17 protein-coding genes are annotated in these 17,461 nt (G+C 58.3%); 5 read left to right on the top strand and 12 right to left on the bottom strand.

The window, feature by feature from the left end:
- The first annotated feature begins 36 nt into the window (after positions 1–36).
- On the top strand, positions 37–480 hold the full coding sequence (locus QLG07_RS18070; protein WP_048914297.1) for a DUF805 domain-containing protein: 444 nt from the start codon (positions 37–39) through the stop codon (positions 478–480).
- Here the strand turns inward: QLG07_RS18070 and fpr are convergent.
- On the bottom strand, positions 471–1,217 hold the full coding sequence (fpr, locus tag QLG07_RS18065; protein WP_048914272.1) for a ferredoxin--NADP(+) reductase: 747 nt from the start codon (positions 1,215–1,217) through the stop codon (positions 471–473). The genes QLG07_RS18070 and fpr overlap by 10 nt on opposite strands.
- A 310-nt stretch (positions 1,218–1,527) precedes the next feature.
- Here fpr and emrD point away from each other — a divergent pair, with 310 nt between their 5' ends.
- Positions 1,528–2,706, top strand: coding sequence for a multidrug efflux MFS transporter EmrD (emrD, locus tag QLG07_RS18060; protein WP_048914273.1), 1,179 nt, complete (start codon positions 1,528–1,530; stop codon positions 2,704–2,706).
- 67 nt (positions 2,707–2,773) lie between these two features.
- Here the strand turns inward: emrD and glpX are convergent, their stop codons facing one another.
- The 3 genes from glpX to QLG07_RS18045 all read right to left on the bottom strand — a co-directional run bounded on the left by glpX (position 2,774) and on the right by QLG07_RS18045 (position 6,271).
- Entirely contained in the window at positions 2,774–3,784 is a 1,011-nt protein-coding gene (gene glpX, locus QLG07_RS18055; protein WP_282469829.1) for a class II fructose-bisphosphatase, read from the bottom strand.
- Between the two features lie 98 nt (positions 3,785–3,882).
- Positions 3,883–5,397, bottom strand: a complete 1,515-nt coding sequence (gene glpK, locus QLG07_RS18050) for a glycerol kinase GlpK (RefSeq protein WP_048914275.1) — start codon at positions 5,395–5,397, stop codon at positions 3,883–3,885.
- Positions 5,398–5,431: 34 nt separating this feature from the next.
- The gene (locus tag QLG07_RS18045; protein ID WP_048914276.1) at positions 5,432–6,271 is read right to left on the bottom strand and encodes an MIP/aquaporin family protein; all 840 of its coding nucleotides are present in this window, start codon (positions 6,269–6,271) and stop codon (positions 5,432–5,434) included.
- A 445-nt stretch (positions 6,272–6,716) separates the two neighbouring features.
- Here QLG07_RS18045 and zapB point away from each other — a divergent pair, with 445 nt between their 5' ends.
- Positions 6,717–6,956, top strand: a complete 240-nt coding sequence (zapB, locus tag QLG07_RS18040) for a cell division protein ZapB (RefSeq protein ID WP_282469828.1) — start codon at positions 6,717–6,719, stop codon at positions 6,954–6,956.
- Between the two features lie 65 nt (positions 6,957–7,021).
- On the opposite strand, the gene rraA is transcribed toward zapB, so the two are convergent.
- The 7 genes from rraA to priA form a co-directional block, all read right to left on the bottom strand.
- The gene (gene rraA, locus QLG07_RS18035; protein WP_048914278.1) at positions 7,022–7,507 is read right to left on the bottom strand and encodes a ribonuclease E activity regulator RraA; all 486 of its coding nucleotides are present in this window, start codon (positions 7,505–7,507) and stop codon (positions 7,022–7,024) included.
- Positions 7,508–7,613: 106 nt separating this feature from the next.
- The gene (locus QLG07_RS18030; RefSeq protein WP_282469827.1) at positions 7,614–8,540 is read right to left on the bottom strand and encodes a 1,4-dihydroxy-2-naphthoate polyprenyltransferase; all 927 of its coding nucleotides are present in this window, start codon (positions 8,538–8,540) and stop codon (positions 7,614–7,616) included.
- Between the two features lie 161 nt (positions 8,541–8,701).
- The gene (gene hslU, locus QLG07_RS18025) at positions 8,702–10,036 is read right to left on the bottom strand and encodes an HslU--HslV peptidase ATPase subunit (RefSeq protein WP_048914280.1); all 1,335 of its coding nucleotides are present in this window, start codon (positions 10,034–10,036) and stop codon (positions 8,702–8,704) included.
- A 12-nt stretch (positions 10,037–10,048) separates the two neighbouring features.
- A complete protein-coding gene (gene hslV / locus QLG07_RS18020; protein ID WP_048914281.1) occupies positions 10,049–10,579 on the bottom strand; it encodes an ATP-dependent protease subunit HslV in 531 nt (176 codons plus the stop codon).
- Between the two features lie 90 nt (positions 10,580–10,669).
- On the bottom strand, positions 10,670–11,587 hold the full coding sequence (ftsN, locus tag QLG07_RS18015; RefSeq protein WP_133622284.1) for a cell division protein FtsN: 918 nt from the start codon (positions 11,585–11,587) through the stop codon (positions 10,670–10,672).
- Positions 11,588–11,741: 154 nt separating this feature from the next.
- The gene (cytR, locus tag QLG07_RS18010; RefSeq protein ID WP_187497028.1) at positions 11,742–12,779 is read right to left on the bottom strand and encodes a DNA-binding transcriptional regulator CytR; all 1,038 of its coding nucleotides are present in this window, start codon (positions 12,777–12,779) and stop codon (positions 11,742–11,744) included.
- A gap of 208 nt (positions 12,780–12,987) precedes the next feature.
- Entirely contained in the window at positions 12,988–15,189 is a 2,202-nt protein-coding gene (gene priA / locus QLG07_RS18005) for a primosomal protein N' (protein ID WP_048914284.1), read from the bottom strand.
- 217 nt (positions 15,190–15,406) lie between these two features.
- On the opposite strand from priA, the gene rpmE reads away from it, so the two are divergent.
- A complete protein-coding gene (rpmE, locus tag QLG07_RS18000) occupies positions 15,407–15,619 on the top strand; it encodes a 50S ribosomal protein L31 (protein WP_048914285.1) in 213 nt (70 codons plus the stop codon).
- Between the two features lie 120 nt (positions 15,620–15,739).
- Here the strand turns inward: rpmE and metJ are convergent, their stop codons facing one another.
- Entirely contained in the window at positions 15,740–16,057 is a 318-nt protein-coding gene (gene metJ, locus QLG07_RS17995; protein WP_013200201.1) for a met regulon transcriptional regulator MetJ, read from the bottom strand.
- Positions 16,058–16,298: 241 nt separating this feature from the next.
- Between metJ and metB the strand changes: the two genes are divergently transcribed.
- Positions 16,299–17,459, top strand: coding sequence for a cystathionine gamma-synthase (gene metB / locus QLG07_RS17990; RefSeq protein WP_282469826.1), 1,161 nt, complete (start codon positions 16,299–16,301; stop codon positions 17,457–17,459).
- Positions 17,460–17,461 lie beyond the last annotated feature (2 nt).

Genomic DNA, 17,461 nt, shown 5'->3' with positions numbered 1-17,461 from the left:
AAAGTCAAAGGCACCTGGAACTCAGAGATAAAAATAATGACCTTACAACAGTGGTGTTTCTCTTTTCGTGGCCGGCTGGGGCGGCGCGACTTCTGGATATGGCAGGCCACCTGGCTGCTGCTTCTGGTATTGCTGTTTACGATTGCCGGTCAAGGCCTGGTCGACACGCAGACCGCCGCGTTCTGCGTGGTGGCGCTGCTGTGGCCGAGCAGTGCGGTGCTGGTCAAGCGGCTGCATGACCGCAATAAAGGCGGGCAGTGGGCGCTGCTGCTGGTGCTGGGCTGGATGCTGATGGCCGGGCACTGGGCCATGCTGCCCGGTGAGGCGCAGTGGCTGGTGGGGCGCTTTATCCCGACGCTGATCCTCGTCAGTATGCTGGTGGAGCTGGGAGCCCTTGCCGGCACGCCCGGCGATAACCGCTTTGGCAAACCGGCGCAGTCGGTGGCATTTCTGCGCCGGCGGGCGGTTGATTACCAGTAGTGCTCGCTGGTCATATGGCCCGGCTTGCGCTTGAGATGTTTACGCATGCCGCGCGTCTCCTTCAGCACCAGCTGAGTGTCGCGCACCATTTGCGGGTTGCCGCACAGCATGACGTGGCAGGTTTCGGCATCAATGGTCAGCCCGGTAGCGGCTTCCAGCTGGCCGCTCTCAATCAGGGCCGGGACGCGGCCGGTCAGTGAGCCCGGGCTCTCCTCGCGGCTGACCACGGTCTGGATCTGCAGCTGGCCGTTGTAGCGCTGCTGCAGCTCCTGCATCTGCGGCAGATAGCTCAGGTCCTGCGCATAGCGTGCCGCGTGCAGCAGCACAATATTCTCGAAGCGCTCAAGCCCTTTACCCTCCTCCAGAATTGACAGATACGGGCCGATAGCGGTGCCGGTTGCCAGCATCCACAGGTTCTTACACTCGGGAATTTCGTCGATGACGAAGAAGCCCTGTGCGTCCTGGGTAATCATCACTTCATCGCCCGGTTTCAGCGCGTGCAGACGCGGGCTGAGCTTTCCTTCCGGCACCGTCACCAGGTAGAACTCCAGGTTCTCATTGCTGGGAGCATTGACGAAGGAGTAAGCGCGCACCACGCGTTCACCGTCAATCTCCAGCGACAGTTTTGCGTACTGACCGGCGGTGAAGGGGTCGATGGGGGCGTTGACGATCAGGCTAAATAAACTGTCGGTCCAGTCGATCACTTTACTGACGCGGGCATTGACCCAAACGGCCATAAAAAACTCCTTAATTCATTTGCGACATCATTGGCGTCTCTGCGGCTATCTTCGCCAGCTGTCGCGACTTTTTCCAGCCGCTGGCCGATGCGAAAGCTCGTATCGACAAAGTATGAGCACTCTATAAACGTAGCGTAAAAAATGATTTACAGCTGCGCCTGCTTTTGCTGACAGCGCGGCGTGCGCTATTTGCTGCTGACCCCTCGCTTTGTCACGCAATCCTGATATTTTCAGCGCCATTATGCCGGGATATCTGGCAGATCACTCTTCACTGAGTGAACTTTTCCCCTCTTTATAATGACGCTAAGCGATGAAAAAATTAGAAAACGGGCATCTGTTAGTGATGCTGATAGCGCTGCTGGCCGTGGGACAGATGGCGCAAACCATCTACGTTCCGGCGATGTCGACCATTGCCGAGGCGTTTCACGTGGGCGACGGCGCGGTGCAGCGAGTGATGGCGGCTTACCTGATGACCTACGGCGCGTCCCAGCTGTTTTACGGGCCGCTGTCGGATAATATCGGCCGCCGTCCGGTGATCCTGTTTGGCATGGCGGTATTTATTGCCGGTTCGCTGACCGCGCTGCTGGCGCACAGCCTGAACGGACTGGTGCTGGGGGCGGCGATCCAGGGCATGGGCACCGGCGTGGCGGGCGTGATGGCGCGTACTATGCCGCGCGACCTCTATTCGGGCAGCGCGCTGCGCCATGCCAACAGCCTGCTCAACATGGGCATTCTGGTCAGCCCGCTCATTGCGCCGGTAATCGGGGCCGGGCTGACGCACCTGTTTGGCTGGCAGGCCTGCTTTGCTTTCCTGCTGCTGCTGTGCCTGATGGTCGCTGCCGTCATGCTGCGCTGGCTGCCGGAAACCCGCCCGAGTGGCCTACCGCCTCGCCCGTTCTTCTCGCGCTACCGGCCCTTGCTCGGTGACAGCAGCTTTGTGCGCTATCTGCTGATCCTGATCGGTGCTCTGTCTGGGATTGCGGTATTTGAGGCCAGCTGCGGCGTGCTGATGGGCGGCGTACTGGGTTACAGCAGCCTGGCGGTGAGCGTTCTGTTTATTCTGCCGCTGCCCGCTGCCTTTTTCGGCGCGTGGTTTGCCGGGCGCAGCGAGCGTTCGTTTACCACCGTGATGTGGTACGCGGTGAATAGCTGCCTGCTGGCGGGGGTGATGATGTGGATCCCGGGCTGGCTCGGGGTGATGAATCTGTGGACGCTGATCGTGCCGGCATCGCTGTTCTTCTTTGGTGCCGGGATGCTGTTTCCGCTGGCGACCACCGGTGCGATGGAGCCGTGGCCCTATATGGCAGGTACCGCCGGGGCGCTGGTGGGGGGGTTACAGAATCTGGGGTCCGGCATCACCGCCTGGCTGTCGGCGCTGCTGCCGCAGAACGGTCAGTTTAGCCTGGGGATGCTGATGTTTGGCACCGCGCTGCTGATCCTGCTGTGCTGGCTGCCGCTGTCGAAGCATCCGCAGCCGCATGCGGCGTAAATGCAGGGCGAGGCATGCCGTCGCCCCTGCAGGATCGTGTAGGGGGCGGGCATGCCCGCCCCGGGTTTTACAAAATATACTGATGCAAACTTTCGTCTTTCAGGTCGAGGTAATGAATCGACTGGATGCGGCGAATGGTGCGTGATTTACCGCGGATCAGCAGGGTTTCAGTGGTCGCCATATTGCCGTTGCGCGTGATGCCTTTTAGCAGATCGCCGCTGGTGATGCCGGTGGCGGAAAACACCACGTTATCGTTGCGCGCCATTTGGTCCAGCGCCAGCACCTGGCCTGCTTCAATCCCCATCGCACGGCAGCGCTCCAGCTCCTCTTCACCCAGGCGGCGGTTCTCTGGCGTGTCACCCTTAACGTCGTGACGTGCCAGCAGGCGGCCCTGCATATCGCCGTCCAGTGCGCGGATCACCGCGGCTGAGACCACACCCTCCGGCGCGCCGCCGATGCCGTACATCACATCCACTTCGCTGTCCGGCATACAGGTCAGAATCGACGCGGCGACATCGCCATCCGGGAAGGTAAACACGCGCACGCCAAGCTGCTGCAGACGGGCAATCACCGCATCGTGGCGCGGCTTCGCCAGCAGCGTAACGGTCAGCTCTGCCAGCGGTTTCTTCAGAGCCTGCGCAATGCGCCGCAGGTTCTCTTCCAGCGGCAGATCGAGGTTGATAGCACCTTTGGCGCCGGGACCGACCACCAGTTTCTCCATGTACATATCCGGGGCGTGCAGGAAGGTGCCTTTGTCACCCACCGCCATCACCGCCAGCGCATTGGCCTGGCCAAGCGCGGTCATGCGGGTACCTTCAATGGGATCGACGGCGATATCCACCGCATCGCCATGGCCAGTACCGACTTTCTCACCGATGTAGAGCATCGGCGCTTCATCTATTTCCCCTTCGCCAATCACGATCTGACCATCGATATCGACTTTATTGAGCATAATGCGCATCGCGTGTACCGCAGCGCCATCGGCTGCGTTCTTGTCGCCGCGCCCCAGCCACTTATAGCCAGCCAGTGCTGCCGCTTCGGTGACGCGGGAAAATTCAATCGCCAGTTCTCGTTTCATGACATGCCTTAAGGAAACAAATGAGGCGGGAAGTTTATCACAGGGAAGAGGGAGGGGAAGGAGGATGCCCGCGATCTGGCGACCGCGGGCAGGGGGAGTTACTTATCGTCAGCCTCTTCCCATGCCTGCGCACGGGCGACCGCTTTCTTCCAGCCTGCGTACAGCACGTTACGCTGGGTGGTTTCGATACTTGGGCGGAACTCACGTTCAATCACTGACTTGGCGCGCACTTCGTCCAGATCCTTCCAGAACCCGACCGCCAGTCCGGCCAGGTAAGCCGAGCCGAGCGCGGTGACTTCGCGCACTTCCGGGCGCTCAACGCGCGCGCCGAGAATATCGGACTGGAACTGCATCAGGAAGTTGTTGGCTACGGCACCCCCATCCACGCGCAGCGACTGCAGGCGGGTGTTGGCGTCGTTCTGCATCGCTTCCAGTACATCACGGGTCTGATAGGCAATCGACTCCAGGGTCGCGCGGATAATGTGGTTAGCGTTGGCACCGCGCGTCAGGCCGAAGATCGCGCCACGGGCATACGGGTCCCAGTAGGGCGCGCCCAGACCGGTAAATGCAGGCACCATATACACGCCGTTGGTGTCGTTTACCTTGGTGGCGAAGTATTCGGAGTCGGTGGAGTCGTTAATCAGCTTCATCTCATCGCGCAGCCACTGAATGGATGCGCCACCGATAAACACGGCGCCTTCCAGCGCGTAGTTAACCTCGCCGCGCGGGCCGCAGGCGATGGTGGTCAGCAGGCCGTGGGTAGAGGTCACCGCTTCGGTACCGGTGTTCATCAGCATAAAGCAGCCGGTGCCGTAGGTATTTTTCGCCATGCCCGGCTGTACGCACAGCTGGCCGTACAGTGCTGCCTGCTGGTCACCGGCGATACCGGCGATAGGAATACGCGTACCGCCTTTACCACCAATGTTGGTCTGGCCGTAAACTTCGGAGGAGGACTTCACTTCCGGCAGCATCTCACGCGGGATATCGAGGATCTCCAGCATGCGCTGATCCCACTCCAGCTTGTGAATGTTGAACATCATGGTGCGTGAGGCGTTGGTGTAGTCGGTAATGTGAACCCGTCCCTGCGTCATTTTCCATACCAGCCAGGAGTCGACGGTACCGAACAGCAGTTCGCCACGGCGCGCGCGCTCGCGTGAGCCCTCTACGTGGTCGAGGATCCATTTCACTTTGGTCCCGGAGAAGTACGGGTTAATCACCAGGCCCGTGGTATGACGGATGTACTCTTCCAGACCTTCGCGTTTCAGTTTGGCGCAGTAGTCGGCGGTACGCGGGTCCTGCCAGACGATAGCGTTGTAGATCGGCTTGCCGGTCTCTTTTTCCCAGACGATGGTGGTTTCGCGCTGGTTGGTGATACCAATGGCGGCAATCTCATCGGAGTTAATGTCTGCGTGTGCCAGCACTTCAACCAGCGTAGAGCTCTGCGATGCCCAGATATCCATTGGGTCATGCTCAACCCAGCCCGCTTTCGGGTAAATTTGCTGGAATTCACGCTGCGACACGGCGACGATGTTGGAATCGTGGTCCAGAATCACGGCACGGGAACTGGTGGTTCCCTGATCGAGCGCGACAATGTATTTTTTTTCTACGGTCATAATAATTTCCTGATGGTGTAGGCAGTTAGCAGGATTATGCTTTACGCTGTGCAGCGCGTGGCACCGGTTTTTCCTGTTTTTCAGCAACCTTGCCTGGCAGGTTGTTGGCAATCAGGGCGCGGTAACCAAAGGCACCGAGACTTGCGCCGACCAGTGGGCCAAAGATCGGAACAAGGAAATAAGGGATATCACGGGCGCCGGTGAAGGCAACATTACCCCAGCCAGCAACCCAGGCGAACAGTTTTGGTCCGAAATCACGTGCCGGGTTCAGTGCAAATCCGGTCAGTGGACCCATCGCACCACCGATAACGGCGATCAGCAGGCCAATCAGTAGCGGCGCCATTGGGCCACGCGGCAGGCCGTTGCCATCATCGGTCAGCGCCATAATCAGCCCCATCATCACCGCGGTGATCACCATCTCAACCAGGAAGGCCTGGCCGACGCCAATATGCGGGTTGGGATAGGTGGAGAAGATGCCCGCGAGGTCGAGGCTTTCAACGCTGCCGCGTACCATCTGATGCGTCTGTTCGTAGTCGAGGAATAAATTGTAGTAAAGACCGTAAACCAGTGCAGCAGAGCAAAACGCTCCGGCGACCTGCGCAAGGGTGTAGGGAATGACTTTACGGCCTTCGAAATTGGCGAATAACCACAGTGCGACGGTGACGGCAGGGTTGAGGTGCGCCCCGGAGATACCGGCGCTAAGGTAGACCGCCATTGAAACGGCAATACCCCAGATGATGCTGATTTCCCACTGGCCAAAACTGGCACCTGCGAGTTTCATAGCTGCGACACAGCCAGCACCAAAGAAGATGATCGTAGCAGTACCAAGGAACTCGGCGATGCACTGCCCTTTAAGTGTGCTTGTATGACTCATGATGAAATTCCTGAAGGCGAGGTTAAATGTTTACCATCTTAGTTTTGCTTCATCCGTGAACCACCCAAATCTTATGTAGGGCTGTTGTGAATTTATCGTTAACGAGCATAAACGAGAAATAGCGAAATCAAAAATTGTGTAGCGCGTCATAAAAATGAGCGTTTTCGCGTCTTTTTCCTTTCCAGAAACGCCTGGATGCGCGTTTGATCGCGCGTGAAATGCGCAAATAATTAACCCTGACCTTACATTTCCCTTGGGGAGTTGTTGCACAAACCAGGTCTAGACCGAAAATTGTTACAGACTGCGCCCCGTGCGGGTTCGCTGCTGGACTTGGGGTGCCGCTCTACTTACAATCGGGGCATCGTTGTTATCCGCGGAATGCCGGTTCATTCCTCACCCCTGCGGCTAGCATCATCAACGCCCTGCGAATAGGAGAGGTTAAGAAATGTCATTTGAAGTGTTTGAGAAACTGGAAGCGAAAGTGCAGCAGGCGATTGATACCATCACGCTGTTGCAGATGGAAATCGAAGAGCTGAAAGAGCAGAACGGTAATCTGAACCAGCAGGTTCAGCAGGCGTCGGGTAATACTGATGCGCTGGTGTGCGAAAACCAGCACCTGAAGGAAGAGCAGCATGTGTGGCAGGAACGTCTGCGTGCACTGCTGGGAAAAATGGAAGAGGTGTAATGCTGCTCCCTCGTTAAAACAGAGAGCTGTAGAGAGAAACGGGTGCCGCAGGCACCCGTTTTCGCTTATTCGATATCGAGCGGGTCTTCCGAGAGGATCATACCGGTATTATCAGCGTACAGATGGTCACCGGAGAAGAAGGTGACGCCGCCGAAGTTAACCCGCACGTCGCTTTCACCAATGCCTTCACCCGCGGCACCCGCCGGGATCGCCGCAATCGCCTGAATGCCGATATCCAGCTCTTCCAGGTCGTCGACCTGGCGCACCGAGCCGTACACCACGATGCCTTCCCACTCGTTTTCCACTGCCAGCCTTGCAAGAGCAGCATCAACCAGCGCCCGGCGTACCGAGCCGCCGCCATCAACCAGCAGAATGCGGCCACGACCGTTTTCCTCCAGCAAATCATAGAGCAGACCGTTGTCCTCGAAACATTTTACCGTGATGATTTGCCCGCCAAACGAGGTGCGCCCACCAAAGTTTGAGAAGAGCGGTTCAACGACATTCACGTCCTCGTGATAGATGTCGCACAGTTCTGAAGTATCGTATTTCATAGGGTTTTCGTCTGTTTGCTACAGGGGGGGTAAGTATATCGCTTAAACCCGGCTGTTGGCAAAATCATCAATTGTTAAAAATTGCGATGGGTCAAGCACATCGCAATTAGCTGAGCAGCAATCCAACGGCAAACAGCACGTTCACCAGCAGGGCCATTTTCACCGTTTTTTCCAGCATCGGGCGCATCGCTGCGGGGCTGGTTTCGCGCAGCACCCTGCTGCCCTGCTGCCACAACAGCGGGACGCTCAGCAGGAACAGCCAGCCGGCGGGATGGGGGTTATACCGCAGCGTGAAGCATGCCAGGCAGAGTGAGGCTGCGGCGAGCAGTAGCCGGTGGTAGTGCCGCGCCCGCAGCGGGCCCAGGCGCACGGCCAGGGTGAATTTACCGTTCAGCCGGTCGCTGTCAATATCGCGCAGGTTGTTGATATTCAGCACTGCGGTCGCCAGCAGCCCGCAGGCGCTGGCAGGCAGCAGCGGCAGCGTGCTGAGCTGCTGGGTTTGCAGATACCAGCTACCAATCACCCCCAGCCAGCCAAAAAATATCATCACGGAGAGATCGCCAAGGCCCAGGTATCCATAAGGCTTGCGCCCGACGGTATAGGCGATCGCCGCGACGATCGCCAGCGCGCCCAGGGCAAGGAAGCCCAGCATATCGCTGAGCGAGCGGCAGGCGCGTGACAGCAGTACGATGCCGCTCGCCATCGTCAGCAGCACGGTGAAGACCAGCGCAATACGCATCTGATAGCGGCTGATGGCCCCTTTCTGCATCCCGCGCAGCGGCCCGATGCGATCGGCACTGTCACTGCCTTTCCCGGTATCCCCATAATCATTGGCGAGATTAGAGAGGATCTGCAGCAGTACGGTGGTCAGCAGCGCCAGCAGCGCGGTGGTGAGGTCGAAGTGCCCCTGCCACCACGCCAGCGCACTGCCAGTAATAATGGAGGCGCAGGCCAGCGGCAGCGTGCGCAGGCGCAAACTCTCCAGCCAGGCCTGTGGCTGACTGATTAAGGGGGCCAGTTGGCTGTTTTCCATAGGGGGTTGCGCCTCCGATCCGCGACAGGTCGAGTCCGGCGAATGCCAGAGCGGGTTCAGCGGGCAGTTTACGCGCGACGGCGCCGGGAAGTGTTAATCCAGGTCAAGGTGCAGGCAGGATAAAAAAATCCCGGCAGGTGCCGGGATGAGGGGAGCAGGGATTACAGGATAAAGCGGCTGAGGTCTTCGTCGGCCACCAGTTCATCCAGGTGCTTGCTGACGTACTCGGCATCGATAGTGAACGACTGCCCGGTCAGGTCGCTGGCGTCATAGGAGATCTCCTCCATCAGACGCTCCAGCACGGTGTGCAGGCGGCGCGCACCGATGTTCTCAGCGGTTTCATTAACCTGCCACGCGGCGGCGGCGATTTTGCTGATGCCGTCTTCGGTGAAGTTAATCTCTACGCCTTCGGTATTCATCAGCGCTTTGTACTGCACGGTGATTGAGGCGCTTGGCTCGGTGAGGATACGCTCGAAATCGTGCGTGGTCAGCGCCTGCAGCTCAACGCGGATTGGCAGACGGCCCTGCAGCTCAGGGATCAGGTCAGACGGGCTGGCTACCTGGAATGCGCCGGAGGCGATAAACAGAATATGGTCAGTTTTCACCATGCCGTGCTTGGTCGATACGGTACAGCCTTCTACCAGCGGCAGCAGGTCGCGCTGTACGCCTTCGCGAGAGACGTCCGGGCCGGAGGATTCGCCGCGCTTACAGACTTTATCGATCTCATCAATAAACACGATACCGTGCTGCTCGACCGCATCGATGGCTTCCTGCTTCAGCTCTTCCGGGTTGACCAGCTTCGCCGCTTCTTCTTCAATCAGCAGCTTCATCGCCTCTTTGATTTTCAGCTTGCGCGGTTTCTGCTTCTGGCCGCCGAGGTTCTGGAACATCGACTGCAGCTGGCTGGTCATCTCCTCCATACCGGGAGGCGCCATGATCTCCACGCCATTGGCGGAGACGGCGGCCAGGTCGATTTCAATCTCTTTGTCATCCAGCTGGCCTTCGCGCAGCTTTTTGCGGAATGACTGGCGAGCAGCAGACGGTTCCGCCGACGTTTCGTTCTGGCCCCAGTTGTTTTTAGCCGGTGGGATCAGCACGTCAAGAATACGCTCTTCCGCCATCTCTTCGGCGCGGTAGCGGTTTTTCTCAATAGCCTGAGAACGCACCATTTTCAGCGCAGAGTCAGTCAAATCGCGGATAATCGAATCCACTTCTTTACCGACATAGCCCACTTCAGTGAACTTGGTGGCTTCAACCTTGATGAACGGCGCGTTAGCCAGCTTCGCCAGGCGGCGGGCAATTTCGGTTTTACCGACGCCGGTCGGGCCGATCATCAGAATGTTTTTTGGGGTCACTTCATGACGCAGCTCTTCATCAAGCTGCATGCGGCGCCAGCGGTTACGCAGGGCGATAGCCACGGCACGCTTTGCGCCATCCTGGCCGATGATAAATCTGTTGAGTTCGCTGACAATCTCGCGCGGAGTCATAGCAGACATAAATTAGGATCCTTACGCTTTAGACGGTAGTGATTCGATGGTGAGATTGTGGTTGGTATAGATGCAGATATCACCTGCAATACCGAGCGCTTTTTCCACAATATCCTGCGCGCCGATGTCGGTGTTTTCCAGCAGCGCACGGGCTGCTGCCTGAGCGTAAGGACCGCCCGAACCGATGGCAATGAGGTCATTTTCTGGCTGGATAACGTCACCGTTGCCGGTAATGATCAGCGAGGCGTTTTCGTCGGCTACGGCCAGCAGCGCTTCGAGCTTGCGCAGCATACGGTCGGTGCGCCAGTCTTTTGCCAGCTCAACGGCTGCTTTCACCAGGTGGCCCTGGTGCATTTCCAGTTTGCGTTCAAAAAGTTCAAACAGGGTGAAGGCATCTGCGGTACCGCCAGCAAAACCGGCAATGACTTTGTCATTGTAGAGACGACGCACTTTTTTGACGTTGCCTTTCATTACGGTATTGCCGAGGGTAGCCTGGCCATCACCGCCAATTACTACCTGGCCGTTGCGTCGTACACTTACTATTGTTGTCACGGGCAGACCCCTTGTTGCAGTCGGAAGATGACCCCGCACGCTTTGTGCGGGGCACTGATGCAATCAGATATGGGGCGAGATTAGAGGGTTTCAACCCCCCACAGAGAGAGGAATACAATTTGAGTGGCCGGAACCGCGCAGGCGTTTCAGGGTACTGTCGGCTCCGCTGCGGTTGTTATACGGACCAATCACCACGCGATTCCAGCCGCCGCCGGTAGTGATGCGGCTTTCAAAACCTTCGAAGGCCAGCTGGGCGCGGATGGATTCCGCCTGGTCGGTCCCTTTGAACGATCCACACTGCACCATCCAGCGCTGACCGTTGGTTTTTTCGGCCTCTTTCGGCTTAGTTTCCACTTTCGGCGCGGCGGCGGCAGTTTCCTGCTTCGGCTGCTGGCGCACCGGCTCACGCGTGACCGGCGTGATGGGTGCCGGGCGCGGCGTGGCGGGCTGCTGTGCCTGCTGCGGCTGAGTGCGAACCGGCTGCTGAGTTTGCTGCTGTGGCATGCGCGACTGCTGCTGCAGCTGGGTTTGCTGCTGCTGGCGCTGTAGCGTCTGCTGGCGCTGCGCCGGGGTTTGCTCATTCCACGGCACTTCGTTGAGCTGGGTCGGCTGCTGGCGCATATCGGCCTGCATCTGGTCCAGCAGCTGGCGCTGTTCGTCGGTTAACTGCGTTTGCGAGTGCGCTTCGCCGCCGGAGGTTGGCTCGGTCGGCGTCGGGACACCGAGCTGACGATTTTCCAGCTCTTTGATATAGCGCCAGCGCTCTTCCGGCTTCGGCGGCAGGCCGTTGCCGGTGGCTTTATGATCGGGGATCACCGGCACATCTTCTTTTTTATGATGTGCAATAAACCACAGCCCACCAATAAAGGTGACCAGAACGGCAACTGCCAGCACTACCATGATTTTTGATACACCGGATCCACTGCTGCGCTTCTTGCTGCGACTGTTGGTCTTTTTGCGACGCGTCCCTGTCGAACGCCCGCGGCCTACATAATCTTTTTGTGCCACTATCGTTCCGCTAATAATCAATGAAGGTAAGGCCGGGCAGAAAGCAGGGGGGTCGGGCGCCCGGTTATAGCCCGCCATGTTACTCAAGGGTCGGAAGTTTGACCAGCAGCGATATGTCTAAGAATATGCTGATTCTACTCCCGCCGCACCAGGGTTACTCCTCATCGCGCAGTGAGGGTGCGGTGCTGCCGCGAATTTTCAGCTCAAAATCCAGCAGGCGCGAGCCATTGCTCACCATTCTGCCCTGTAACTGTTCCAGCAACAGTAGCATTGCTTCGCGACCAATGTTGAAGCGTGGCTGCGCGACGGTAGTGAGCTGCGGGTCGCTGTAGCGCGACAGTTCGATATCATCAAAGCCAATCAGAGAAATATCCTGCGGCACGCGCAGGCCCATCGTTTTCGCCTGCGCCATGGCGCCAAGCGCAATAATATCGCTGTGGCAGAACAGCGCGTCGGGCGGTTTCGGCAGGCTCATCAGATGTTTCATCGCCTGTGAACCCGCGTCGAAACTGAATTCACCGCGCACGATATATTGCGGATCGACCGGGATGCCGTGACGGCGCAGCGCCTGGATGTAGCCCTGCAGGCGATACTGGCAGAGCGGCATATCATCCGGCCCGGCAATGCAGGCGATACGGCGATGGCCAAGTTTTTGCAGATGGTTGACGGCTTCAAAGGCGGCGGTAAGGTTGTCGATATGTACCGTTGGCAGCTCCAGCTCCGGGGCGAACTCGTTGGCCATCACCATCGGCGGCAGGTTGCGCTGCTCCTCGACGCCCGTTTCAAACGGCACGTTGGAACCGAGCAGCACCATGCCGTCAATCTGCCGGGTCAGCATCAGGTTAAGGAAGGATTTTTCCTGCTGATTCTGGTGTGCGCAGTCGCCAATCAGCACCAGATAGCCTTCGGAAGCCGCCACGACTTCGATGCCGCGAATGATTTCACTAAAGAACGGGTCGCAGATGTCCGGTACGATCACCAGTACGGTACGTGACTCGCTACGTCGCGAACTGCGCGTCATTGAGTGGGGGGAGTAACCCACGGCGATCACTGCCTGTTCTACTTTATAACGCGTCGCCGCAGAGACCTTTTCCGGATTCATCAGCGCGCGGGAGACGGTTGCCGTCGATACGCCTGCGTGTTCAGCCACGTCCTTCATGGTCGCCGCTGTTGTCTCTTGATTGTGCCCCAACGCTTTTCTCCTCACGCCAGCCTGAGCTGACCTGACCAACTGATGACGATTTTTTATGGCAATAATGACGTTTACCGCGAGCCGAGCGGATAACTCCGCATTCTTAACAGATCTAACGACGTGCTGTTACTTAATTTGCATAAAAATTGTGACTTGTGCGACTTTTTTCGATCTGCCGCATAACTTTGCCACGCAACCGGTTACGTTCTCAGCTTTCGCTCGGGTCGATATCCAGCGTCCATTTGACTTTGCGCGCTTGCGGCAGGGTGTTAATCAGCGGCAGGCTGGATTTGATTAGCCGCTGCAATACGGCGCGGGAAGGGTGTTGTAACAGCAGCTGCCAGCGGTAGCGACCGCTGCGTTTTGCCTGCAGTGCCGGCACCGGGCCCATGACCCAGAACGATTCATCATTCAGCGGGCTGGCTTCCAGCAGGTTACGCAGCTGCTGGAGGAACAGGCTGGCCTGCTGATTATCGTGGTCTTCAGCACGGAACAGCGCATGGCTGGTAAAGGGTGGCAGGAACACGCTGCTGCGCTCGCTCAGCGCCTGATGGGCAAAGGCATCGTAGCCCTGATGCAGCAGGGTTTGCAGCAGCGGGTGCTCAGGGTGGTGGGTCTGCAACAGCACCTCCCCCTGCTTGCCTGCGCGCCCGGCACGGCCAGCGACCTGCACGTAAAGCTGGGCGAAGCGCTCCGCCGAGCGGAAATCGGCGGAAAACAGCGCGCCGTCGACGTCGAGCAGCGACACCAGCGTGACGTCCGGGAAGTGGTGGCCTTTCGCCAGCATCTGGGTGCCGACCAGAATACGCGCACCGCCGCGGTGCACCTCCGCCAGCTGCTGCTCCAGCGCACCTTTACGACTGGTGGTGTCGCGGTCGATACGCGTCAGCGGCACGTCGGGGAACAGCGCCCCGATATTATGCTCCAGCTGTTCCGTGCCTAATCCGACCGGCACCAGATGGGTGGAGCCGCACTGTGGGCACTGATGCGGCACCGGGCGCTGGCTGTCGCAGTGGTGGCAGCGCAGCTGGCGCTGATGCTGGTGAAGAGTGTAATAGCGATCGCAGCGCTGGCATTCGGCTATCCAGCCGCACTCGTGGCACAGCAGGGTGGGGGAAAAGCCGCGCCGGTTGAGGAACAGCAGCACCTGATTATCCGCTTTCAGATGCTGGCCGATTTTTTTGATCAGCATCGGTGACAGCCCACCCTGCAGCTTCACGCCCTTCAGGTCGACCAGAAGCTGAGTGGCTTTGGTGGCGTTCCCGGCGCGCTTGCTGAGGCTAAGCTGGCGATATTTCCCCAGCTGAACGTTATGCAGGGTTTCCAGTGCCGGGGTGGCGGAACCCATCACAATCGGAATATTTTCCTGACGCGCGCGAAATACCGCCAGGTCACGGGCATGGTAGCGCCAGCCCTCCTGCTGCTTATAGGAGCTGTCGTGCTCCTCATCAATAATGATTGCGCCGAGGCGGGCAAACGGCGTGAACAGCGATGAGCGGGTGCCGATGACGATCGCCGTCTCGCCGCTGCGCGCGCGCAGCCAGACGGCCAGGCGCTCGCTGTCATTTAAGCCGGAGTGCAGCACGTCGACCGGGGCATTAAAGCGCTCACGAAAGCGGGCAATAGTCTGGGGCGTCAGGCCGATTTCCGGCACCATCACCAGCGCCTGGCGGCCGCTGGCCAGAATATTTTCCAGCATGCTGAGGTAGACTTCGGTTTTGCCGGAGCCGGTGATGCCTGCCAGCAGCCACGCGGAGAAGCAGTCGTCGGCGCTGCGAATCGCCCCGACCGCCGTGGCCTGCTCGGTATTCAGGCGCAGGCGCTCGCCATTGACGGCATAGCCGGTGCGCCAGTCCTCGCGGGCACGCTGCTGCGGACGCAGTTCACACAGCCCTTTGGCACGCAGCGCCTGTAGCGTCGCTTCGGTGATGTCGTGCTGGCTGACTTCGTGACGATACAGCGGGCGGTTGCGCAGGGCGGCCAGTGCCTGCTGCTGCTTTGGCGCGCGCTTCAGGCTTTCCGGCGCGGTGGCCTTGCCTTCTTCGGTCATCACCCACTGCCACAGCGGCGCTTCTTCCGCCGCTTTACCCTGGCGCAGCAGCACCGGCATGGCGTGGAACAGCACCTCTCCCAGCGGAAAGTGATAGTAGTCGGCCGCCCACAGTAGGATGCGCCACAGCGAAGCCGGGTAGAGCGATTCGCTGTCCAGCACCTCTATGACGTTCTTCATCTGGTCGAGCGGGAAGTCGCTCTGTTCGACAATCGCCACCACCACGCCGGTTGCTTTGCGCTTGCCGAACGGCACAGTCACTCGCCCACCCACCACGGCGTGGCTGATAAGGTGAGGTGGCAACAGATAGTCAAAGTTGCGGGCAAGCGGAACGGGTAGCGCGACCTGAACAACGGGCATGAATTCATCCGGGTGAAAAATTAAGCCAGTTAGTGTACACTGAGTCTTCCTCAATGTGCGGATCCGATTGCGGTGTGTGGTTAATTTCTGTATAGTTCGCCGCCGTTGGTACGGCATTTTGGTATCAACTTCACTTGAAACATTAATCTTCGTGTGGTGCCGGTGCAGGAGTTATCCTGGCGCGGGAGAGCGACACGGCCTTAACTGAGGTTTTCCCATGAAAAAAGGTATTCACCCTAATTACGCTGAAGTTACTGCTAAATGTTCTTGCGGTAACGAAATCAAAACCCGCTCTACCGTGGGTCACGACCTGAACCTGGACGTGTGTGGTAACTGCCACCCGTTCTACACTGGCAAGCAGCGTGATGTTGCTACCGGTGGTCGTGTTGACCGCTTCAACAAGCGTTTCAGCATCCCAGGCGCTAAATAAGCACCCGGTAAGATGTAAGAAAAAACCCAGCTTCGGCTGGGTTTTTTTGTGCCTGACGATCGGGCCGCGCTGACGTGTTTCAACTCAAGGCAGCCCGCTTTTTAATTAACTTGCAGGCGCTTAGTATTCCCAGGTATCGGGATCGACGCCCATTTCCCGCATGATGGCTTTCGCTTCTTCGGGAATTTCGTCGCTGCGCTCTTTGCGCAGGTCGACATCATCCGGCAGTGGCTGTCCGGTAAACGCATGCAGAAACGCCTCGCACAGCAGTTCGCTGTTGGTGGCGTGACGCAAGTTATTAACCTGACGGCGCGTGCGCTCATCGGTCAAAATCTTCAGAACCTTCAGCGGGATGGATACCGTAATTTTTTTGACCTGCTCGCTCTTCTTACCGTGTTCAGCGTAAGGGCTGATATATTCGCCGTTCCACTCAGCCATGGGCTACCTTAATCAATTAAATTGGAAATGCCGAAATTCGGCTAATTATGCCCGAAGTTTGTCGCCATCACATAGAGATGGCACAACTTTCTCTGGGGGATATCGACATAATTCTAACGGTTATTGCCGCATTGCTCAATCTATACGCAAAGACATTTAGATGTCCAGATGTATTGACGTCTATATCCACCCGCTTTACTCTATAGCACTTCTCTTATTATCCAGCAGGAACTTGTGCACCATGACGCGTAAACAGGCAACCATCGCAGTACGCAGCGGTTTGAATGATGACGAGCAATATGGCTGCGTTGTCCCCCCAATCCACCTTTCCAGCACCTATAACTTTACCGATTTCAACGAGCCGCGTGCGCATGACTACTCGCGGCGCGGCAATCCGACCCGCGATGTGGTGCAGCGTGCGCTGGCGGAGCTGGAAGGCGGTGCCGGGGCGGTGATGACCAATACCGGGATGTCGGCGATCCACCTGGTGTGTACCGTGTTCCTGAAGCCGGGTGACCTGCTGGTGGCTCCGCACGACTGCTACGGCGGCAGCTATCGCCTGTTCGACAGCCTGAGCAAGCGCGGCGCGTACCGGGTGAAGTTTGTCGACCAGGGGGACGAAGCGGCGCTGCAGGCGGCACTGGATGAGAAGCCAAAGCTGGTGCTGATTGAAAGCCCAAGCAACCCGCTGCTGCGCGTGGTGGATATTGCCGCTATCTGTCAGGCTGCCTCTGCGGCGGGCGCGGTGAGTGTCGTGGATAACACCTTCCTCAGCCCGGCGTTGCAGAACCCGCTGGCGCTGGGTGCGGATCTGGTGATCCACTCCTGTACCAAATACCTTAACGGCCACTCGGATGTGGTGGCTGGTGCGGTCATTGCGAAAGATCCGCAGCACGTGACCGAACTCGCCTGGTGGGCTAACAATATTGGCGTCACCGGAGCGGCTTTTGACAGCTATCTGCTGCTGCGCGGTCTGCGTACTCTGGCACCGCGCATGGCAGCCGCACAGCGTAACGCGCTGGCGATTGTTGATTATCTGAAGCAACAACCGCTGGTGAAAAAGTTGTATCATCCGTCACTGCCGGAAAATGCAGGCCATCAGTTTGCGGTACGTCAGCAAAAAGGTTTCGGCGCGATGTTAAGTTTTGAGTTTGACGGTGACGAAGCCACGCTGCGTCGTTTCCTGAAAGCGCTGGAATTATTTACCCTGGCGGAATCGCTGGGCGGCGTGGAAAGCTTGATTTCCCACACGGCTACCATGACCCATGCGGGCATGTCGGCAGAGGCGCGTGCGGCGGCAGGCATTTCCGAAACGCTGCTGCGTATCTCGGTGGGAATTGAAGATCACGAAGATTTAATCGCCGATCTGGATAATGCATTCCAGGTAGCGGCCAAGAGGTAAGC

The organism is Erwinia sp. V90_4 (assembly GCF_029967685.1).
Lineage (GTDB): Bacteria > Pseudomonadota > Gammaproteobacteria > Enterobacterales > Enterobacteriaceae > Erwinia > Erwinia aphidicola.
This window is presented reverse-complemented; position numbering and strand designations above follow the sequence as displayed.